The 21,965-nt window shown below is 44.5% G+C and carries 19 protein-coding genes and 1 pseudogene; 12 read left to right on the forward strand and 8 right to left on the reverse strand.

Going from position 1 to position 21,965, the window contains the following annotated elements:
• The first annotated feature begins 176 nt into the window (after positions 1-176).
• Positions 177-809, forward strand: a complete 633-nt coding sequence (locus tag AS194_RS09675; protein ID WP_058025311.1) for a DNA-3-methyladenine glycosylase — start codon at positions 177-179, stop codon at positions 807-809.
• A gap of 37 nt (positions 810-846) precedes the next feature.
• Complete coding sequence (locus AS194_RS09680; protein ID WP_058025312.1) at positions 847-1,158, forward strand: hypothetical protein; 312 nt, start codon at positions 847-849, stop codon at positions 1,156-1,158.
• Between the two features lie 142 nt (positions 1,159-1,300).
• On the opposite strand, the gene AS194_RS09685 is transcribed toward AS194_RS09680, so the two are convergent.
• The 3 genes from AS194_RS09685 to AS194_RS09695 all read right to left on the reverse strand — a co-directional run bounded on the left by AS194_RS09685 (position 1,301) and on the right by AS194_RS09695 (position 3,440).
• Positions 1,301-1,681 (reverse strand): hypothetical protein, encoded by a 381-nt coding sequence (locus AS194_RS09685; protein ID WP_058025313.1) that lies wholly within the window; start codon positions 1,679-1,681, stop codon positions 1,301-1,303.
• Between the two features lie 102 nt (positions 1,682-1,783).
• Positions 1,784-2,452 (reverse strand): hypothetical protein, encoded by a 669-nt coding sequence (locus AS194_RS09690; RefSeq protein WP_058025314.1) that lies wholly within the window; start codon positions 2,450-2,452, stop codon positions 1,784-1,786.
• 784 nt (positions 2,453-3,236) lie between these two features.
• Positions 3,237-3,440, reverse strand: a complete 204-nt coding sequence (locus AS194_RS09695; RefSeq protein WP_058025315.1) for a CsbD family protein — start codon at positions 3,438-3,440, stop codon at positions 3,237-3,239.
• Between the two features lie 715 nt (positions 3,441-4,155).
• Between AS194_RS09695 and AS194_RS09700 the strand changes: the two genes are divergently transcribed.
• Both AS194_RS09700 and AS194_RS09705 read left to right on the forward strand, forming a co-directional pair.
• Positions 4,156-4,857: a TetR/AcrR family transcriptional regulator gene (locus AS194_RS09700; RefSeq protein WP_058025316.1), complete on the forward strand. Its 702-nt coding sequence runs from the start codon at positions 4,156-4,158 to the stop codon at positions 4,855-4,857.
• A 49-nt stretch (positions 4,858-4,906) separates the two neighbouring features.
• Positions 4,907-7,105, forward strand: coding sequence for a molybdopterin oxidoreductase family protein (locus AS194_RS09705; protein WP_227511627.1), 2,199 nt, complete (start codon positions 4,907-4,909; stop codon positions 7,103-7,105).
• A gap of 93 nt (positions 7,106-7,198) precedes the next feature.
• Here AS194_RS09705 and AS194_RS09710 read toward each other — a convergent pair whose 3' ends face one another.
• On the reverse strand, positions 7,199-8,524 hold the full coding sequence (locus tag AS194_RS09710; protein WP_058025318.1) for a D-amino acid dehydrogenase: 1,326 nt from the start codon (positions 8,522-8,524) through the stop codon (positions 7,199-7,201).
• Positions 8,525-8,615: 91 nt separating this feature from the next.
• Complete coding sequence (locus tag AS194_RS09715) at positions 8,616-9,368, reverse strand: YgfZ/GcvT domain-containing protein (RefSeq protein ID WP_058025319.1); 753 nt, start codon at positions 9,366-9,368, stop codon at positions 8,616-8,618.
• 305 nt (positions 9,369-9,673) lie between these two features.
• On the opposite strand from AS194_RS09715, the gene AS194_RS09720 reads away from it, so the two are divergent.
• From AS194_RS09720 to AS194_RS09730, 3 genes are all read left to right on the forward strand, one after another.
• On the forward strand, positions 9,674-10,027 hold the full coding sequence (locus AS194_RS09720; RefSeq protein ID WP_058025320.1) for a zinc ribbon domain-containing protein YjdM: 354 nt from the start codon (positions 9,674-9,676) through the stop codon (positions 10,025-10,027).
• 106 nt (positions 10,028-10,133) lie between these two features.
• Entirely contained in the window at positions 10,134-11,435 is a 1,302-nt protein-coding gene (gene hemL / locus AS194_RS09725) for a glutamate-1-semialdehyde 2,1-aminomutase (RefSeq protein WP_058025321.1), read from the forward strand.
• A 282-nt stretch (positions 11,436-11,717) separates the two neighbouring features.
• Positions 11,718-13,439: an AMP-binding protein gene (locus AS194_RS09730; RefSeq protein ID WP_058025322.1), complete on the forward strand. Its 1,722-nt coding sequence runs from the start codon at positions 11,718-11,720 to the stop codon at positions 13,437-13,439.
• Between the two features lie 124 nt (positions 13,440-13,563).
• Here the strand turns inward: AS194_RS09730 and AS194_RS09735 are convergent, their stop codons facing one another.
• Positions 13,564-13,899 (reverse strand): DUF962 domain-containing protein, encoded by a 336-nt coding sequence (locus AS194_RS09735; RefSeq protein WP_227511628.1) that lies wholly within the window; start codon positions 13,897-13,899, stop codon positions 13,564-13,566.
• Positions 13,900-14,353: 454 nt separating this feature from the next.
• On the opposite strand from AS194_RS09735, the gene ppx reads away from it, so the two are divergent.
• The 3 genes from ppx to tilS all read left to right on the forward strand — a co-directional run bounded on the left by ppx (position 14,354) and on the right by tilS (position 18,576).
• Positions 14,354-15,916 (forward strand): exopolyphosphatase, encoded by a 1,563-nt coding sequence (gene ppx, locus AS194_RS09740; RefSeq protein WP_058025324.1) that lies wholly within the window; start codon positions 14,354-14,356, stop codon positions 15,914-15,916.
• Positions 15,917-16,081: 165 nt separating this feature from the next.
• Positions 16,082-16,885: an acetyl-CoA carboxylase carboxyltransferase subunit alpha gene (locus tag AS194_RS09745; RefSeq protein ID WP_058025325.1), complete on the forward strand. Its 804-nt coding sequence runs from the start codon at positions 16,082-16,084 to the stop codon at positions 16,883-16,885.
• A 134-nt stretch (positions 16,886-17,019) separates the two neighbouring features.
• Positions 17,020-18,576, forward strand: coding sequence for a tRNA lysidine(34) synthetase TilS (gene tilS / locus AS194_RS09750; RefSeq protein ID WP_058025326.1), 1,557 nt, complete (start codon positions 17,020-17,022; stop codon positions 18,574-18,576).
• Between the two features lie 15 nt (positions 18,577-18,591).
• On the opposite strand, the pseudogene AS194_RS09755 reads toward tilS, so the two are convergent.
• Positions 18,592-18,816: pseudogene (locus AS194_RS09755) on the reverse strand (GNAT family N-acetyltransferase); the annotation flags it as partial.
• Positions 18,817-19,070: 254 nt separating this feature from the next.
• On the opposite strand from AS194_RS09755, the gene proC reads away from it, so the two are divergent.
• Entirely contained in the window at positions 19,071-19,904 is an 834-nt protein-coding gene (gene proC, locus AS194_RS09760) for a pyrroline-5-carboxylate reductase (protein WP_058025328.1), read from the forward strand.
• A 142-nt stretch (positions 19,905-20,046) separates the two neighbouring features.
• Complete coding sequence (locus tag AS194_RS09765; RefSeq protein ID WP_058025329.1) at positions 20,047-20,616, forward strand: YggT family protein; 570 nt, start codon at positions 20,047-20,049, stop codon at positions 20,614-20,616.
• 126 nt (positions 20,617-20,742) lie between these two features.
• Here AS194_RS09765 and AS194_RS09770 read toward each other — a convergent pair whose 3' ends face one another.
• Positions 20,743-21,537: a hydroxymethylpyrimidine/phosphomethylpyrimidine kinase gene (locus AS194_RS09770; protein WP_058025330.1), complete on the reverse strand. Its 795-nt coding sequence runs from the start codon at positions 21,535-21,537 to the stop codon at positions 20,743-20,745.
• Between the last annotated feature and the right edge of the window lie 428 nt (positions 21,538-21,965).

Genomic DNA, 21,965 nt, shown 5'->3' on the forward strand with positions numbered 1-21,965 from the left:
AATTCCCATCTATTTATCAACAGTACCACTCTTCAGCCATAGGCTTATCATTTAACTCGTATAAAAAATCAAACATAGCGCCCACACTGTCCTTGATACCTTATCTTACTTTTATGCTAATTTGTTAGTACTTACTCATATCAATTAGACCAGAAAAATAAGAAAAGGTTTTGCTAATGTCTACTGCCTCATCAACTGTTTTAGAGCTAGCTTGGTTTACGCGTCCAACCTGTGTGGTCGCTGCCGACTTGGTGGGCAAAGTCCTATGTCGACAGCTAACCGATAGTGATGGACAACAAAAAACGCTACGTATGCGTATCTCTGAGACCGAAGCCTATATTGGTCAAGATGACCCCGCCTGCCATTCACATGCAGGTACTCGAACGGCGCGCACAGAGATTATGTATGAGCAAGGCGGTGTGTTCTATGTCTATCTGACTTACGGTGTGCATCACATGCTAAATTTGATTAGCGGCTCTGTAGAGTCACCTGAATCGGTGCTGATTCGCGCTGGATTTTTGACCGATGATAGCGACCGTCTGATTGATGAACAACATCTCAGTCCAAATAAGCAGCTGACTCACCCCAAGCAGTTTGCAGGGCCAGGTAAACTGACCAAGCGCTTGCAGATAACTCGCGACTTATATGGCAAGCCTATCACGCCAGACTCAGGCGTTTGGGTTGAAGATGATGGTTGCCAGCCACCTGTATCAGTGCGTCCGCGTATCGGTATTGATTATGCTGGTGATGCTAAAGACTGGCTACTACGCTATATATGGACTGATCATCCTTCTTTATCTAAGAACTAGTAGATTGAGATTTAAATCTATTTTGTGAGGTAAGTTCATGTATAAGTTGACGGTTTTTATTCCTGATGAGGCATTAGAGCAAGTAAAGTCCGCTTTATTTGCCGCTGGTGCTGGGAGTATTGGCGATTATGAACAGTGCTGTTGGCAAGTGCAAGGAACAGGGCAGTTTATGCCGTTAGCAGATAGCGCGCCGCATATCGGTAAGCAAGATAGTTTAGAAACGGTCGATGAATGGCGAGTAGAGATGGTCGTCGATGACGCATTTATTACTGCTGCTGTCATCGCGTTAAAAGAGGCGCACCCGTATGAAACGCCAGCGTATGATGTGATAAAAGTCTTGGATTTTTAGTTTTATCTAGAAAAATATTAGCTTGTTGAGTGTAAGAATTCTCACAAAAAAACCAAATAAGCCACTTGATGACTTATTTGGTTATAATTTTTTTGATATTTCAACTGAGTATTAACAGTGAATATCAGACCCTAATAATCGATTAATCCTTTTTAATCTTAATGACATTGTAGCTTGGATAGCCCAGTTCGATTTTATAATCGTCGCGACCACGCTCAGCTTTGACCTTGATTTTACGGTCGCCCTTTTTATATTTAACATCTTTGACACGGTATCCCATGCTGCTAACTTTATTGGTAGCTCGACGCTCGATAGCAGCTGAGTAGACGTTTTTATCCGCTTTTTTATGCTTGTCTTTGTGCTTTTTATGATCTTTGTTATCTTTGTAGACGTCTCCATAGATATCGTCATATACACTATAACCGCCAGGTGTGGTGACACAGCCAGTAGTTACCGCTAATAAAGTGGCGACAATACTGCCAGACACTACATTCTTTAGTGTTGAAGATGATAAAGCTTTCATAAAAATGTCCTCATAATCTACTATCGTTGGATAAAGATAGTTTTCTAATATTTCAGTAAAGGGGCGTGTAGAACTGCTCTACTGACAGTAGTGTCAGCGTCATCAGTCTTTTTTAACGTTAATGACGTCTAAATTTGGATAGCTGAGCAATATCTCATATTCCTGCGAGCCGCGTCTGGCGTCAATGTCAAAGACACCACGCTTGTTTTTTTCTTCAAGATCGATATCTTCGACACGATAACCCATAGATCTTACTTTATTGATGGCACGGCGCTTAATCGCTGGGTAACGTGACTCTCTTTTAATGCTGTCCTCTGTATCACCTTTTTTATAGCGCTTGTCATTCTTATATTTACCATTATCTTTATGCTTATCTTTTTTATAACGGTCATTGTCTTTTTGATACTTGTTATCTTCCCAATTGTTCGACCATGTTCTTTTATTTGAGCTGATGAGTTTTAGAGAAGGGTAAGTATATGTTAGCTCATAGAGCTGATTATTCTTTTTGGCATAAGCTGTTATTGCGCGATCGCCACGATAGCTATCAGAGCGAATATCTATAACTTGATAGCCTTTGCGGCGTAAGTCTTGGCGTAGCTGCTGGCTGACACGGTTGAAGCTATCGTTTTGCCGATTATTATCGCCACGATATATGGGCTGATTATCATAGCCTGGACCAACGACAGCACAACCGACAGTGGTACCCAATAGAGCAACGATAAGACCAGTAGACATGGCTGTTTTAAAGGAGAAAGGTTTTAGAGTTTTCATGAGGCAATGTCCTATAAGGTTTCAGAGAGCTTGCGATAAGAATGCTTATATGAGTTAGAGGTAGAAGGTTCTAAAATATGTTGATGCAGCCATATTCAGATAAATGTTAAAAGTCACCATCACTGGAAAATCTATTTTTAGAAATGTTTTCTTACATTATCTATCATAGGATACAAAGCTTTATATTACGTGTCATTTGCGTTAATAAGTTGTAATTATTGAGAATAATTAAATCGTTGTAAGCATATGCTTACATGCAATGACGTTTACGCGACTTAACATGAGAGTGAGAGTTAGGCATTATGGTTACACGGCATTAGGGAATGTGACTCAAGGATTGAGTTGGCCGCATTAAGGATAATGATTCAATTATTAGCATCAGGATGATAATAATAGTTGAATAAGGACACATACCCATTGCTGATAGCAGCAGTTAAAATTAGATGCTGTATGCAGTAATAAGGGCAGGATGCCCAGTATCACAATCACTGAATATTTGTGCAAGGATGCATAGAAAGCAGTCGTGATAGGTAACATGGATCGTTAACAATAAAACCGCATAACAATTTATTGCTATGCGGTTTTATTGTGTCTGGACGAAGCTAGTTATTCTTGTCAGTTGATATTAGCTTTTAGCTGATACAAAATATGAAATAAGAATTATAAAATACTGCGTCTTTAATTTATGATTTATCTAATACAAAAAAAACGCATAAATTTCTATGCGGTTTTTATTTTATTTACTTTGAAAAAGACACTACTTATATTTCTCAAAGAAAATTTATTAGTAATTGTTTTCGCGGCGCCAGTCATCTACTTCGCGCTCAGCGTGATCTTGAGCATGGCCATAACGCTCTTGTATACGGCCAACCAGTTTATCACGGCTACCTTCAACTTGATCTAAATCATCATCAGTCAGCTCGCCCCATTTTTGTTTTACTGAGCCTTTTATCTGTTTCCATTCGCCTTTTAAAGTATTCTCATTCATGATTATATTCCTTTTATCTTGTTTGATTCACTTTCATCAAATAGTCTTTGAGTTTATTGACGATATGAATATCGTTTGTTAGAGCTACTGATTTATTACTTTTTTTATTTTAGTAGTTCACAAGTATCATTGGTTGCTACCAAATATCTTGTGATAATTAATATAGGGCTTTTCAATTCAGCTGTCTGTATACGCTATGTTTATAGTGTTACTTAATTATAGTGAGCGTGCATCGTGTGTTATCTGCTCATCTATTGTATTAATGATGCGTAAATTGCGTCTATTGTACGTAATGTCCATCGAATTGAGACCGATATCTAAAGGTAAGTGGCACATGGGGAACTATGAATATATGGGCTAGGTAACTGCGCAATCTCGTAGCGTATGTCAACTGGGAAAGGGGGTGGGGTATTTATAGTAGACAAACATTCTGATCTTATGAAGCATTAATCTATTTTGTGAAGCACGAGTTCTGCTATGTGTTTTGCTATAGACTTATGGTTTAAATGACTATAACCTTATAGTTGAAACGGCGACTTCTGTAAAAACTATTCGCTCTAGAGCGCATTAACTTAATGACTATTAGCTTAAAAGACGGTTAGCTTAAAAACAGATATCAGCAGTTGGGCTGTCTGTCCTCTTTTTGCCACGGGTGATTTAAGCGAACTGACTGACGTGTCGATTTCATTGTTTATCGAGTAGGAATATCTCTGCATTGAACATATTAGCGCAAAATACAAACGCCCCCATAGAGTCAAAACGTGAGCAAGCAAAAGCTAGAACGCGGCGTGCCTTATTAAAAAGCGCGTTACGGCTCTATAGTCTAGAAGGCGCTCAAGGCATGAGCATGAATAAAGTGGCTAAAGGGGCAGGTATTGCGCAGCCCAGTTTTTATAATCATTTTGAGAGCTTGGATGCGCTACAGAACGAGCTCAGCGCTCAGTTAAAAGACCACTATCTATCGCCAATGCGGCTGGCATGGGTCAATATGCTCAAGGACTATGATGTACTGACTAAGGATGAGTTTAATCAGCAGTGTCAGCAATGTCTGTTAATGATTTTTGATTCTGCCTTTCAGAATATTGCGCTATTTCAGCACTTACTCGAAGATCGTCCGCGATTCACTACCGATATAGAGAACCAATCCTCACTCAATAATGGACTGGGTAATCTGGTCAGCGAAATACAAGAAGAGTGGACGGAGATATTTATTCAAGGATTACAGTTGTCTAATCGCACTTGTGAGCGCAGTGCGGTGAATCTCTGTGTAGATATGGCAGCCGCGCAAGTACATGAGCTGATCTTGGGCTGTCATCAGCAGCGCTACTCGAGGGAGCAAGCGATTGCGACATTGAATATCAGCTTTGATACACTGTTCGCCAATTTTTTGCAAGGAAGCAACCATAGCGACTCATGATATATCTCATGAAAGCTAGGATTTATAAAACATAAAAGGGAGTATGACTATGGGCACTACAGCGGCTAGCGCGACGGACAACGAACAAATCCACTTTAGAACCTGTACTTTATGCGAGGCCATGTGCGGCATCAAGATCAAGCACGATGGCGAAAAAGTCTTATCGATCAAAGGGGATAAAAACGATCCTTTTTCTCAAGGCTACATTTGCCCAAAAGCCACTGCTTTGCAGGATTTGTACGAAGATCCTGATCGTTTACGAGGGCCTGTTGAAAGAACGGCGGACGGTTGGAAATCGATCAGTTGGATTGAGGCGTTAGATAAAGTCGCTGCAGGTATCCAGTCTGTTCAGCAAAAATATGGTCAAAACGCATTTGGGGTGTATTTAGGTAACCCGAATGTCCATAACATGGGCGGTATGCTGACCATCAAGCAGCTACTGACTAGCCTAAAGACGCGTAGTCGCTTTTCTGCGACTTCAATTGACCAATTGCCACACCATATCGTCAGCATGCATCTGTTCGGTCATATGCTCCGCATCCCTGTTCCGGATGTGAATCGCACGCAGTATATGCTCATCATCGGCGGTAACCCGCTAGCCTCTAATGGCAGTATCATGACTGCGCCCAACATGCGTCAAAAGCTCAAAGACATCAAAGCACGTGATGGCAAAGTGGTGGTGATCGATCCAAGGCGTACCGAAACCGCAGATATCGCCAGTGAACATCACTTTATTCGTCCAGCGACAGACGTATTATTGCTATTGGCCATGCTCAATGAAATCTACGCCCAAGGCTACGCCAAGGTAGATAGCCGAGTGGCAGCGCTGGCACCAGAGATTGATCGTATTGCATCATTTGCAGAAGGATTCACCCCTGAGTCAGTGGCAAATATTACAGGTATTACCGCCACTGAAATCAAACGTATCGTCAAAGAGTTTTGTGAAGCCGAAAGCTCAGTCTGTTATGGCCGTATGGGTATCTCGGTCCAAGAGTTTGGCTTGCTCAGCCAATATCTGTCCATGGTCATCAATATCGTCACAGGACGCTTAGATGAAGTGGGCGGACTCATGTTCCCCAATCCTGCTGTCGATGTGGTCAATAGCTCGGGCCCAGGTTATTTGGGCAAACGCCACAGCCGCGTGAGCAATCTACCTGACTTTAATGGCGAATATCCAGTGGTTGCGATGGCGGATGAGATGTTGGTAAAAGGAGAAGGGCAGTTAAAAGGCTTTATGAGTGTCGCGGGAAACCCTGTCCTTAGCACGCCAAATGGCGAAAAGCTAGATGAGGCCTTATCAGGGCTTGAGTTTATGGTGTCGCTCGATTACTTTGTGAACGAGACCAGTCGCCATGCCAACATTATCCTGCCGCCTGTCTCGCCACTCGAGCGTGATCACTATGACATTACGTTTAATGGTTTTGCTGTACATAACGTTGCCAAATACTCGCCTGCCTTATTTAGCAAAACAGAGAATGAGAAGCATGACTGGGAGATTTATCTAGAGCTTGCCGATCGCTTGGATAAAGACGCGCCAGAAGCGGTACAAAAAGAGCGTGCCGCGACAAAAGCGTTTGGACCAAAGTTCTTACTTGAGCAAGCTCTCAAGTACGGACCTTATAAAGACGTCACATTGGATGCGCTGATAGACAATCCACATGGTATCGACTTAGGACCATTGCATCGTATGTTGCCGGAGGCGATCAAGCATGCCGATAAGCAAATCAATCTCAATGTTGATTTTTATCAGGCAGATTTGGCGCGGGTTAAAGAAATGATGCAGCAGTATGATAATCAGGAGACTTTGCTCATTGGTCGTCGCCATGTACGTAGCAATAACTCATGGCTGCACAATAGTTATCGATTGGTGAAAGGTAAGTCTCGTTGTACACTAATGCTGCATCCAGAAACGGCAGAGCAGCACGGTATTGAAGACGGACAAGACGTGAGAGTGACCTCTCGCGTAGGCAGTGTGGTCATCGCAGCAGAGGTGACTGATGAGCTTATGCCCGGCGTGGTCAGTATTCCGCATGGCTTTGGTCATGGACGTAAAGGCGTCAAGCAGAAGATTGCGCAAGCGCATGCCGGTGTCAGTGTTAATGACCTAACAGACGATACCTTAATTGATCAGTTGAGTGGTAATGCCGCCGTCAATGGCGTGCCAGTGCAATTAGAGGCGTTGGGTGCTAACGCAGACAGTGTGGCTAATGCGGTATTAGAAAACTCAATAGATAGTGCAATCGCATAAGTTCAATTTTTTTAAAGTAAAAAGCAGGCGCTTACACGATGTAAGCGCCTGCTTTTTTATGGAGATAGTTTTTTATAGTGTCTAGAGATTAAGTCAGCTGTTTGTACCCACAAAATCAAAATCAACGTTGGGCGTTTCACCTTGTATTAATAAGCTGATGGCTTTTGCAGAGCCGCAAGCATGCGTCCAGCCTAACGTGCCGTGCCCTGTATTGAGCCATAGATTGTCAAAAGTGGCTGATGTATTGCGACTGCCATGCTTGACTTGACCACAGTGCGCGCGCCCAATCAAAGGTACGTTCGAGGGAGTCATGGGGCGCAGTCCTGTCCAATATTGAACCGAATTTGCGATGATACCTTTGGGAAATAATTGCTGCACGCGGCGCGTAATGGCTTCACAGCGTGTGGCATTTAAGTCTAAATTATAGCCATTAAACTCTGCGGTGCCCGCGACTCGCAATTTATCACCTAAACGTGAAGTCACCAGCTTAAACTCATCATCAATCAAGCTGACAAAAGGCGCTAAATGCGGCGCTCGTGGATTGACCGTATAGGTGGCTGAATAGCCCTTTGCTGGAAAGATAGGCACGCGAATATCCAATGGTTTTAACAGAGGAACGCTATAGCTGCCTAGCGCGATCACATGACTATCAGCTGTGAAAGTCTGTGCGTTTTCGCCTTTTGGGCGAATGGTAATACTGTGTACATGACGATGGGTAGAGTCGGTATCGACGTTAAGTGCCAAAATCTCGGTATCATATAAGAACTGTACACCCGCATCAATGCAGCGCTGTGCGAGTCTTTGCGTAAATAGGTGCGCATTACCAGATTCGTCACGGCTGGTATAGGTCGCGCCTGTGAGCTTATGCGCAATCGGATAGAGGGCAGGTTCCAAGTTAACGGCATTATTGATGTCAATCACATGGCGCTCACAACCAAGCGCTTGCATGCGCTCAGTGGGTTCGATAGCAGCATCAAACTCAGCTTGGCTGGTATAAAAGTGCATGATACCGCGTGTTTGCTGCTCATAATTGATACCGATATCGGCGCGTAGCTGTTGTAAGGCGTCGCGAGAATATAACCCTAAGCGTACCATTTGCACCAGATTGGCATCGGCACGATCAGCGCGGCACTCTTGCAAAAACTGCATCGCCCATTTGAGCTGATCCTTATCCGCACGCAGACGGAACAATAGAGGCGCGTCTTCCTTAAACAACCATTTGAGCGCTTTTATCGGGGTGGCAGGATTGGCCCACGGCGTCGCATGAGAGACCGATATTTGACCACCATTGGCAAAAGACGTCTGCATCCCTGCCGCCGATTCGCGCTCGATCACAGTCACATCATAGCCTGCTTGACGTAGATACCATGCGGTGGTCACGCCCACCACGCCTGCTCCGAGTACCGCAATATGTGTCATGGGATTCTCTATGCTCATGTTAATCATGACGGCAGCCGTATATTAGCTTGCCATTACCGTTGCTGCGCCGCCTATTTGTTTCAGCTTGCTTTTACTTTGGGCGCGCAACATCCACCTGCAGTGCGGCTGGCAAGTCCAATATATTCAAATCGCTTTCTGCCAAGTGTTCAGGACGAGCAACGACCAGTGCAGTAAAGCCATTGTCATTTTCTATCGCATTCACCACTTGGATTTTATCGAGTTTGTCGCCTGCTGCGGGGAGCGCGCCTGTGCCTTTGACATAATGCAAAAACGCTTTGGGCGCTGATTTAAAGTAGATGCGAGCGATGACTTCTTGACCCAAGTAGCAGCCTTTATCATAGTCCATACCGCCGCGCTGATGCAGGCGCAGCTCTTGCGGTTGGAACTCGCCTTGAGTCGCCGCGACAATCCAATAGTTACCAGTGGCGATACTGCACGCCATCCAATCCTGCGTGTCTTTAGCGGTATTGTGATCGTCCTTATGGCTAAAGGTTGGCGCATCTGCTAACACACACGGATAAATCGCGATCGACCCACTGGTATCAAATTTAGAAAACGCGCCAAACTTTTTTAAATGAGCTTGTAAGGCATCTGCACAATCGCTGCTGATGACCACATCATAGTGCTTCTCGGCTTGTTTTTTGATCCAAATACCAAATTCGATCCGACCTTTTAGATTACAAATAGCGGCTGCCTGATAGCTAAGCCCAAGTTTGGTGACATCACAAGTCAATTGCCCTTGCAAGAATTTTTCGGCATCCTCACCTTGAATGGTCAACTGCGAAAACTGCGGCAATGCTGAGGGGTTTGGAGACTGAGTCATTGTTATTATCCTTCTGCTTAATAATTAAAATATATAGATGAAATCGAAGCGATAAAAGTTATAGGTGCGCTTTAATATAGACGCTGTTGTTACTGACAGAACGTGTCAGCAAAAATGTAAATAAGAGTACCACAAAAATGGTGTCACAAAAACGTCATCAATAAGTGGGGCGCTTCAGTGTGGGTTAAGCATTAAATTGGGCGTAGTGCGCCATTTTCAACGGTACAAATTGGTTAAAAATGGCGAGTTACGGTACAATGGGCGCTCTATAACAACCCTGATACCCGATGACTGCCGAGGATATGATGAGCTTACCAAATTGCCCAAAATGTGATGCTGAATATACGTATGAAGATGGTGCGTTACTGGTATGTCCGATGTGCGCTCACGAGTGGACGGCGGCTGAGACGGATGCGGCACAAGCGGAAGAGCAAGATGCCGTCATTCGTGATGCGGTTGGCAATGAGTTACAGGACGGCGATGCGGTCACTGTGATCAAAGATTTAAAGGTCAAAGGCTCTTCACTTGTCATTAAAGTTGGAACTAAAGCGAAAAGTATTCGCCTGCTGCCAGATGCGACCGATGGTCACGATATTGATTGTAAACTTGACGGCTATGGCCCAATGAAGCTGAAATCTTCTGTCGTCAAAAAAGCGTAAATTGTGAAAATGTCTTGAAAGATTCGATAATAAACAAATATAAGACTGACGACATTTAGAAAATACAGAACTGACACAATATAAAACCTATATATAGAGAATAGCTATGAGTACTAAAAACGAACAGCTTTTTGCGCAAGCCCGCAAACATATTCCAGGCGGCGTTAATTCACCCGTCCGCGCCTTTGCAGGGGTCGGCGGTACGCCAATTTTTATGCACCGCGCCAATGGTAGCAAGATTTATGACACCGAAGACAATGCCTATATTGATTATGTGGGTTCTTGGGGCCCAATGATTTTGGGTCACGCGCATCCAAAAGTCATCGACGCGGTAAAAAAAGCGGCCGATGATGGCTTAAGCTTTGGGACACCAACGCCGTTTGAAACCACGGTCGCTGATAAAATCTGTGAGCTCGTGCCGAGCGTTGAGATGATTCGCATGACCAGCTCGGGGACTGAGGCGACCATGAGTGCGATCCGTTTGGCACGCGGTTATACTCAGCGTGACAAAATCGTCAAGTTCGAAGGCTGCTACCATGGCCATTCAGACAGTCTGCTTGTCAAAGCAGGCTCAGGCATGCTCGATATCGGTGAACCAACGTCTAAAGGCGTACCAGCCGATTTTGCGAAGCACACAATCACGATTCCTTATAATGATCCACAAGCGATCAAAGACTGCTTTGAAAAATGGGGCGACGAGATTGCTTGCGTGATCTTAGAGCCGATCGCTGGCAACATGAATATGGTAATCCCAACACAAGAGTTTCATGATACGTTGCGTGCCCAGTGTACGGACAATGGCGCAGTATTGATTTTTGATGAAGTGATGACAGGATTCCGCGTGGGTCTGGGCGGTGCGCAGGCACACTTCGGTATCACGCCTGATTTGACCTGTTTTGGTAAAATCATCGGTGCAGGTCTACCAGTTGGTGCGTTTGGCGGTAAAGAAGAAATCATGTCGTGCATCGCACCGCTTGGTGGCGTTTATCAAGCTGGTACGTTATCAGGCAACCCGCTCGCCATGCGTGCTGGTATTGCGATGTTTGAAGACTTAACAGCAGAAGGTTTTTACGAAGACTTAGCTGCCAAAGTCGATCATCTGGTCGATGGTTTCCAAGCGGCGGCGGATAAGCATGGCATCAATCTGCGCACCAATAAATTGGGCGGTATGTTTGGTATGTTCTTTGTCAAAGACGCTGATACCAAAACCCCAAGTAACTTTGATGATGTGACAGAGTGCGACATGGAGGTGTTCAATACCTTCTTCCACGGTATGTTAGATCGCGGTATCTACTTGGCGCCGTCTGCGTATGAAGCGGGCTTTATGTCCATCAAGCACAACAATGAAGATATTGAGGCATCGATTACTGCTGCTGATGAGATATTTGCAGAGATGGCAACAGCGTAGTTTAGCCATTTAAGCGATTGACTCGTTAAGAATAAGCGACTGACGCGTTAAAAAGTGGCAGTCTAGAAAACCAGCAAGATCATTCTGTGATTTTTGCTGGTTTTTTTATGGATATATTATTTATGATACTTTTGCGAATAATATGACGTATTCCTGAAAATCGTTTTTATAGTGGACAGCGTGACTGATGCTGATACATTTCTTACCTGTGCGTCCAAAAAATAGACAATGAGTTATGATATTCTGAGGCAAACCTGAATAATTAAGCAAGGATGCAAACGAATGAGTACCAGCCCTTCTAGCCACATCGCACCACTATGGCAAGCCACTTATGACCAATACGGACTAGAGAATCATTTGGATGTATTGGAAGATAAGCAAAATCTGATTGACTTACTACAACCAAAGATTGAAAAACATAGTGAGTTGCCAGCTTTTAGTATGGGGGCGGCCACGCTCACTTTTGGGCAGCTAGATATAGCCAGTCGACGTTTCGCGGCTTTTTTACAAGCGCAAGGTGTCGAGAAAGGCGACCGTATTGCAGTACAACTACCAAATATATTGCAGTATGCCGTGGTATTGCTGGGTTGCCTACGTGCCGGTGTGGTACTGGTCAATGTCAATCCCATGTACACCCAATATGAATTGGCGCATCAGCTCACAGATGCTCAAGCCTGTGGTCTAATCGTACTAGATGGCATGAGCACGGCTTATGAGCAATTAGAGGACACCGTCAAAGCGCAGTTAGCGTGGGTGGTCAGATGTTCTATAGATCCTAGCATTGCTGATAATGATATTGCCTTGCTCAGTCAAATTGGCTCAGTACAATCTTCGAACACAGATGAGCAGATACATGCCTCGACCGAGTCATCACTTGAGTCATCTCAGCACAGCATAACGTTTGCCCATATTATGCAAACCTATGATGCAAAAGGGTTCAAAGCCGTTACGATTGAACGTGAAGATTTGGCGCTACTGCAATATACAGGCGGTACGACGGGCAAGCCAAAAGGCGCCATGCTGACTCATTACAATGTCATGGCCAATGTCTGCCAGTGCTATGCAATGTTTGGCAAGACGATTGAAGCCAATTGTAGCGAGCAGATTAAAATGCTCAATCCCTTACCGCTTTATCATATTTTTTCGTTTACAGTCTGCGGCTTGCTTTGTCTTTATGGCGGCTGGGAAGATATATTGGTCACCAATCCACGTGATATCGATGGTTTAGTAAATACCATTGAACAGCATCGACCTCACGTTATCCCTTCTGTGAATACCTTATTCATTGGTATGCTGCATCATCCAAAATTCGCCAATCTTGATTTTAGTCGTCTGGCGCTATCTATCGGTGGCGGTACAGCGATTATTAAAGCCGTCTCGGATCAGTGGCAGCAAGTCACAGGTATGATTATTAGTGAAGGCTATGGTATGTCTGAGACGTCGCCCGTTATTTCTTTCAATCCGTCTGGCATTACAGCGTTCAATGGTAGCGTTGGATTGCCGCTGTCTTTGACAGATATCCAGATTATTGATGAAAATGGGAACATATGCCCAGTAGGTACAAGAGGAGAGGTCTGTATCAAAGGGCCTCAGGTCATGCGCGGTTATTGGCAGCGAGACAATGCCGATACTTTTACCTCAAATGGCCACTTTAGGTCAGGTGATATTGGCGTTATGAATGATGAGGGGTTTTTGACGCTCGTCGACCGTAAAAAGGACATGATACTGGTATCAGGATTTAACGTATATCCTAACGAGGTAGAGGCTGCACTGACTGAACACCCTAAAGTGCTCGAAGTCGCGGTAGTCGGGGTGGCAGATGATCATAGCGGAGAAGTACCAAAAGCATTTGTGGTCAAAAAAGATACAAATCTCACCGTAGAGGAACTACAAGACTTTGCGAGCAAGCGTCTAACTGGTTATAAGCGGCCACAGTCCTATGAGTTCATCGATGAGTTGCCTAAGACGGCGGTCGGCAAAATATTACGTAAATCCTTACGATAAAAAATGTGGCATGTCGCTTATAGAAATGAGCTGACATCAACGACGCTATCCATATCAGTAAAAACTGGGCGGCTCAAAATAGTCGTCCAGTTTTTTATTATTCAACTTATATGACGACTACATTTTATCGTGCTTTATCAAACTTACGATCTTTTAAGCTCAAATTGCCACGCAGGACATCGCCATACATACGAAAATCACTAGCAAAACTTTTTAGCGGAAATTTAAACGAGGCAGGTTTGTTTTTTTCAAAGAAAAAATGCCCGACCCAAGCGCAGGCATATCCTGCTGCGATACCTTTTGTGAGAGGCTTTACCGAGCCAGTTTTGATAGACTTTGCCAATCCTAACAAGCCAAAGCTGCTACCTGCGAAATGGAGACGGCGACAAGCCATGTTTTGATGCTCATCCAAATAAAAATCATAAAACGCCTGTTTGGATGACGCTTCAGTTTTTATCATATCCGTTCTGGTACTGTTATGGGTATTAGCGGTTTCGGTCGCATTTTTTTCGGTTGTTTGATTCATGCGGTTAGCTTCCTTGCTGGCGGGTTTATCGACTATCCATTGTCGGCAGTTTTTAGGTAAATAATTGATGGATTTAGATGTGATTTATACCGATGTAAAAGCAGTAAATAACGGTTTTTTATCACAATATTATGAGCTTTCAATGTAGCAAACCGATATTGCTAACACAAGCGTTAGATGTAGGCTTGGTCATTAGCCTTTGATAGAGTGGTTTTACACTTTTGCTATGATTTTGCGGCGCTTGCGCGTATTTAGGATAAATGCTTTAATGGCAAAATAGCCCAGATTTGTGTGGCGGCTGCTTTTTCTATACCTATGATTTTATATCTATGTCGTACCTGATTTTGTTAAACTACACACTCTCTCTAATACGGTGACAACTTGCCTTATGCCTACTGACTATCTTACAAACCCGCCACTCGGCGATGATGAAATGATGGCAGCCATTGATATTGGTTCCAACAGTTTCCACTTAGCCATTGCCCGTCTTGATCATGGGGAAGTGCGCAAAGTAGTCTCTATGTCTGAAAAGGTACAGCTCGCTGCTGGACTGGATGAACGCAAAATCTTAAGTGAGACAGCTGAACAGCGTGGTCTGGATTGTTTGAGTCGGTTTGTGGCGCGTCTGGATTCTGTACCGCCAGAGCGTATTCGTGTGGTTGCGACCAACGCCTTGCGCCAAGCCAAAAATGCCAATGATTTTATTGCAAAAGCCAATAAAATTTTGCCAAAACCTATTGAGATTATCGCTGGTCGCGAAGAGGCACGATTGATTTATTTGGGCGTCTCGCATACCAATGAGAGTAGCGACAAGCGCTTGGTTATTGATATCGGTGGTGGCTCGACGGAATTTATTATCGGTCAAGAGTTTGATCCTTTATTGACTGAAAGCTTACAAATGGGCTGCGTGGCATTTACACAGAAGTACTTTTCTGATGGCCTCATTACCAAAGAGGCTTTTAATAATGCGATTTCAGGCGCGCGCAAGGAAGTACTGGCAATCAATGGTCGTTACCAAAAGACTGGTTGGAGCAGCGTGGTCGGCTCAAGTGGGACGATCAAAGCGGTGCGTAATGTCCTTGTGTCCAAAGGCTGGACCGATGAGCAAGAACGCATTACTTATAAAGGCGTCAAAAAACTAGAGCGATTGCTGCTTAAGATTGGCAATATTGATGATATCGAGTTAGAAGGCGTCAAAGACCACCGCAAAGCCGTATTTCCGGCAGGTGTGGCAGTGTTGTGTGCGGTGATGAAGGTACTAGGCGTTGAGACCATTACCTACTCAGATGGGGCGTTACGTGAAGGCGTGATGTATGACATGCTGGGGCGTTTTGCGAGCGAAGATGTGCGTGACCGCAGTGTGCTTGCGCTCATCAAGCGTTATTCAGGCGACAAAAAGCAAGCCAAACAAGTGGTAAAAACCAGTCGTAACCTGTTTGAGCAAGTAAAAGATAAGCTTGCCCTAACAAGCGATGACTGTGATTTACTCAGACGTGCCGCGTTTTTGCATGAGATTGGTCTTGCAATCAGTCATAGCAGTTATCATAAGCACAGCGCCTATTTGCTCGAGTATTCTGATATTCCAGGGTTCTCGCAAGTGGATCAAAAGCGTATGGCGCAGTTGATGCTCAACCATCGCCGTAAGCTCAAAGCCGATATGTTCGAGCAGACCTGTCAGATTGGCGGAAACCAGCTCGTCTATCTGTGCTTGCTATTGCGTCTTGCGGTACTCGCGCATCATAGCCGTAGTGATTATAAACTGCCAGAATTAGAATTAAAGGTCATCAGTGATAGCGACTGGCAAATCACGGTTGCTGATAGCAGTGAGCATTATGCGTTTTTGGTTGCTGATTTGCGCACAGAGATTGAGCAGTTTGCCAAATGGGGCGTACAGCTTAGTGTGGTAGAGGCGCAAGCAACGGAACCGTTACCATTGTCCGTATCGAGTTAAAGACTAACGTAACAAAAGCAGTGCTGTCGATAATGTCATGCCATATAAGATGTGCTACTATAGCTTCTACTCAGTTTACAACTGTACTTTCATTATCTAAACACCGATAACGATATTATTCTTAAACATAAATACATTAAGTATAATGATTAAAGGGAAGCGTCTATGAGCACTGTCTGGGATAGTGTGCAGCTTGCACGACATGCCAAGCGTCCATTATTTATGGACTATGTTAATCAGCTTTTTACTGAATTTGATGAGTTGCACGGCGATCGTGCTTTTGCCGATGACAAAGCCATTTTGGGCGGTCTGGCACGGTTCAATGATCAACCTGTAATGGTCATCGGTCAGCATCGTGGTCGCAGTACTCGTGAGCGTATCGAGCATAATTTTGGTATGGCCAACCCTGAAGGCTATCGCAAAGTGATTCGTTTGGTCAAAATGGCAGAGCGCTTCAATATTCCTGTGATGACCTTTGTCGATACTCAAGGTGCCTATCCTGGTGTTGGCGCAGAAGAACGCGGTCAAGCGCAAGCGATTGCAGAGAGTATCGCGGTGTTCTCTAGCCTAAAAGTGCCTATCATCGTGACCATTATCGGTGAAGGTGGCTCAGGTGGTGCATTGGCAATTGGCGTTGGCGACAAAGTCAACATGCTGCAAAACAGCATCTATTCGGTCATTTCTCCTGAAGGCTGTGCATCTATCTTATGGAAAACGGCTGAAAAAGCACCAGATGCCAGTGAAGCACTGAAATTAAATGCCATCAACCTTTACCAGCTAGGTTTGATTGATGCCGTCATCGATGAAGGTGAAGGCGCACATGTGCAGCCACAACCCGTTATGGAAGCTCTAAAATCACTGATCACTGAGCAGCTTGATGAAATCAGAGATTTGGATCCTCAAGCGCGTTGTGAGCTCCGCTACGAAAAATTAAAGACGTTTAACTCAGAAGTGATGCTGCCTGCTTAATGCAAAGCATGTGCTAAGCTTTTCATATTAGAGACTGAGTCTTAATGCTAAAATAAAACGTGTCATTCAATGGCGCGTTTTTTTATGTCTATTAATTTGCTCATGAATTTATCTATCTAAAACTAAGGCTGATTATGACCAGCAGTGCCATCCTCACGCATCCTATTAGACCAATCAATGATTTGCCGATTGATGAGACATTGGCAGATGCATTATTGGGCAGTATAAATGACTATAGGGGGCAGCTGCATGGTCGTCGCCTGTGGCTAGCCTGTAGTGGTGGGCGTGATTCATTGACGCTTGCAGCGTTATGTGTGCAGCTCTATCGGCAAGGCAGATTGCCATGTTTGCCGCAGCTGTTACATGTTGATCATGGTTTGCAAGCCGATAGTCAGCATTGGGCAACGCATGTCGCGAATTGGGCTAAGATGCAGCAGATACCTTGTCATATCCTAAGAGCACAAGTGGCAGGTCATGATGAGCAAGCCGCGCGGCAAGCCCGCTATAACGCCATGCGTGCGCATATCAACCACGATGATGTACTGCTACTAGGACATCACGCCGACGACCAAGCCGAAACGGTACTGATGCGCTTGATCCAAGGCGCTGGGGTGAATGGTCTGTCAGGTATGCAGCCATGGCGAGTACAAACGCAGCATGGACGACGCCATGCATTGTGGCGACCTTGGCTCACGGTGAGGCGCGCCACGATTAGTAATTATGCCAAGCGCTTAGCGTTGCCTTATATCGATGACCCGACCAACGAGACGGGTGATAATGTCCGTAGCGGACTGCGCCGCGATATCATGCCTATACTGGCAACTTATAACCCCAATGTCATTGATAATATTGCACGTAGTGCGCAGCTATTAGGCGATGCGCAAGCCACTGTCAATGTTCAGGCTGAGCAAGATATGCAGCAGACAGCTGATGAAAGCCTACAGCTACCAGCAGCACAGCGCGTGCTCAATATCGATACATTGCAAGTATTGCCCATTTATCGCCAGCGGCAACTACTGCATCATTGGCTGGGTCAAGATGAGCCATTACCGCCTGCTAAGCAGCTCGTCGATGACGTATGGAATCTTACTCAGCGCAGCGACCATGATCACCAAACTGAGCTGTTTTGGCAAGCTCGCACGCACTCCTATACCGTTCGCCGCTATCGCCAGCAGCTCTACCGGCTAAGCAATGAATGGTTGTCTTGGTTAGATAGACCACTAATGGTACAAGCGCAGCCATTATCGAGTTTGGATTTGACAACAAATGACTCAGCAGACAGTGATTTTGCACTACTGACTGTTCGTCGCAGTGAAGACTGTATCTGGCAGTTGCAAGTGTATCCAGATGCGCTGGCAAGATTGATAAAAAGTCATATAGGCGCACTCAATGCAGTATTAAAGATAAAGCCATTAGATCGCAAACAGCGTGTGCAGACGGCATTGGCGACACGTTCTCAATCAGGCAAAAAACTGTATCAAACGCTTGGTATCCCATTATGGCTGCGAGAAAGCTTGGTTGTGGTCAGTGTCGTACTCTTAGATAAAGAACACGCTAAAAATGAGATTCCTATCTTATTATTATCGCCTTTTGATAGGTGGATATTGAAAAATGACTTTTCGATCAATACCAAAAATCTAGGTAGTGATATCGACGATGTTTTTAAGAATGTTATAAGCGTAGTTGAGTAGATGAAACAAAACTATTTAGGTAGTCAGAGGGTCGGTATTTTTTATCATTTTAATATCTATTATTTTGGCGTTTTCATACATCTCCTCGTGACGCTCTGCGCTCTGCTCAAAGCCATGTTTTTTATAAAAATTAATGGCGTTGGTGTTGGTTTCTAAAACCCATAGATGAAAACGAGCCTCGGCATTAGCGGCTGTTATATCTTGCAATGAGGCTTTCATAAGTGTGCTGCCCATACCTTGAAGTCTTTTTGAACGGCTTTACGAATAAAAAACATATTTGACACCTCAAAATATTTTATAAAAATTATTTCTCAATCTAACAGCTAAACCATGTCATAGTCGATGTCAGTTGCCTGTTTTAACTAGGTTTACTGCCGTTGTAGACGGCAGGAATTTATCAAACGATACTAGGAGCAGTATGATAAACTGAGTGTCGTTTTATATATCAGTATGTTACGTTGAATACTTTTAAATGTTGTGACTAGGAGACAAGTATGTCGGTATTAGATAATAAGAAAATCAGTTTTATTGGTGGTGGAAACATGGCACAAGCGCTTATCAGCGGTCTTGTGGGCTGCGGCATCAAACCAAACCTTATCACGGTCGCCGATCCTAGCAGCGATATCCGTGAGCAACTAGCCGCTAAAGGTCTAAACACCGTTGACCCAATGGCGGATGCCAAATCTGCTGTGGTCGGTGCTGATATCGTGGTACTGGCAGTAAAACCACAAATGATGAAAGTGGTGGTTGGTGCTTTTGCTGATGCATTGGACAATCAGTTGGTCATCTCGGTTGCCGCAGGTCTGTCAACTGACCTATTGTCTAGCATGCTGGGCGGCTATAGTAATATCGTGCGCGCCATGCCAAACACGCCTTCGATGATTCAGATGGGTGCAACCGGTCTCTACGGTACAGATAATATCTCAGCTGAACAAAAAGAGTTGGCAACTGCGGTGATGGAAGCGTCAGGATTGGTTATGTGGGTCGATAACGAAGAACATATGCATGCTGTTACTGCCGTGTCAGGCTCAGCGCCAGCGTACATGTTTTACTTTATCGAATCGATGGTCGATGGCGCAGTGGCATTAGGGCTTGATAAAGAACAAGCCTCAGCACTTGCCATGCAAACCATGCTTGGTGCGGCAAAAATGGCGATGAATAGTGAAGATACGCCTGCTGAGCTGCGCCGCAAAGTGACGTCTCCAAACGGTACCACTCAAGCAGCCGTTGAATCCATGCAAGCCAATGAGATTGGTCGCCAAATCGGTGAAGCCATGCAAGCGTGCTATGATCGTAGCCAAGCGCTTAGTGAAGAGATGAGTAAATAGTTATTGATTAGCAATTAAGTAAGTAACGACCCAAAAAGTAGGTCAGGCTCAACAGCTGACCTGCATTGTATGATGATTCGCATCTGATAATGACAGTTGTCATCCTAAAATCTGTCAACAATGTCCCATTGAGTAGCCCTTCATGAACAACATGTTATTTCAAGTTTTTGATTTGGTCACCACATTCGCTATGATGCTGGTGTTTATTCGTTTTATGCTGCAATTTGCAGGGATGGATGCGCGCAACCCGATGATTGCACCTGCCTATAAAGCGACCCATATCGTCGATGTGTTTGGGCGGATCTTCCCAACGGTCGGACAGGGACGTATTAGCATTGCGGCTATTGTCCTGATGTTTTTGATTCGTCTGATTGATATTTCTGGAAAAGCGGCATTGACGCATCAAGGGGTTGCCCCCGTTCCGCTATTCTTTACGGGTACGATCAGCCTAGTGCTAGACTTTTTACGTATGTGTCGCTATTTGGTGATTGGGTCTATTATCGTCAGCTGGATCGTGGTGTTTACCCAATCCCAGCATCCTATTATTGGTATTATTATGAGCTTAGCGGAGCCGATACTAGAGCCGTTTCGTCGTATCACGCCAAACTTAGGGATGCTTGATTTGTCACCGATGGTTGCTTTCTTTGTGTTTTATTTACTTGAGATATTTATCGGCGGGTTGGCCGCAAACTTCATGCCTATGTTGGGGTAAGCGATATTTTGCAATAGTAAATCAACCATGCACATTGTCAGATCTTTGACTAAAAAGGCGCTTTATAAAATATAGAGCGCCTTTTTTATGTCTGCTACTTGGGTAAGCTATGGCTTGTTAGATATGCTAAAAACGAACAAAGCGATTGGGTATTAATTGCGCCTGAGCATCATCAGGGTGCGGGTCGTCAGCCGCGCGCAATGTCTGGGTAATCCAATTATCTGCGGATTTTACCGTATCAATCAAATCATCTTCCATCGCCAAACGCCCAGCGATAAAGCTGGCAAGCGAACATCCTGAGCCATGAAATTCACCTTCTAAGCGCGGTAAGATGCTCTTATGTACCATCTCGCCCTCTATATATAAATACTGCTCGATATCACCGCTGTCAAAATCATGAGAGGTTTTTACCAACACCGCATGAGCGCCTTGCGCGCATAGTTTTTTCGCACCACTGTGCAAATCCTGCTCGCCGCTCAGCGCGCGCAGTTCATGCGTATTGGGTGTAATCAAGGTGGCATAGGGTAGCAGCTGCCTAAAAGCACTGACCAGCGTTTTTTCATCGCCCAAGCTGCCACCGCTATTGGCGACCAATACAGGATCCAATACAAATGGTGTGTCCTTGCTGATCTTTTGCTCAGCAAACAAGTGCGTTAGCATTGCGATGTTATCAGTGGTGCCCAGCATACCTGATTTGATGGCTTTGACAGGTAAATCGTCAAGCACCGCAGTGGCTTGAGACTTCACTAGCGCTGCCGCACAAGCTTCAAAACCAAATACCTGCTGTGAGCTTTGAATCGTGACTGCCGTACAAGCAATGGCAGCATGCGCACCAGATTGACCGATGGCTTCAATATCCGCTTGTAATCCAGCGCCGCCTGAAGGATCCAGTCCAGAAAAACACAGTACGACAGGTCGCATAACCGCTCCTTTGAGTTATTTTATAATCAGTGATAAATACTATAGCCACCTACTGCCAAAAAATCTATCTCAGTCTAGTACCTATAGATTAAGTATAAAGTATCAAAACAAATGAGACTGTTCTGAATCATCCATTTAGCAGTGGCATTTTTTTTGCAATATGGCGTAATTTTAAGTATTAAAAGGCGAGAAAAGCATTTATATCGATAATTATGAGAAAAGCCTCATTAAATCGGCAGACAAGGCTTGCAATTCGTTTTGGCTTTGCTATAATACTCGCCCACGGCATAAGACGTATTGTTAGCATTAATACTGTGTTTATTTTTATAAATGTCTTAAATCGTTAGGTGAAGTGGGTGAGTGGCTGAAACCAGTTCCCTGCTAAGGAACCATACGTGTAAGCGTATCGAGGGTTCGAATCCCTCCTT

The organism is Psychrobacter piscatorii (assembly GCF_001444505.1).
GTDB lineage: Bacteria > Pseudomonadota > Gammaproteobacteria > Pseudomonadales > Moraxellaceae > Psychrobacter > Psychrobacter piscatorii_B.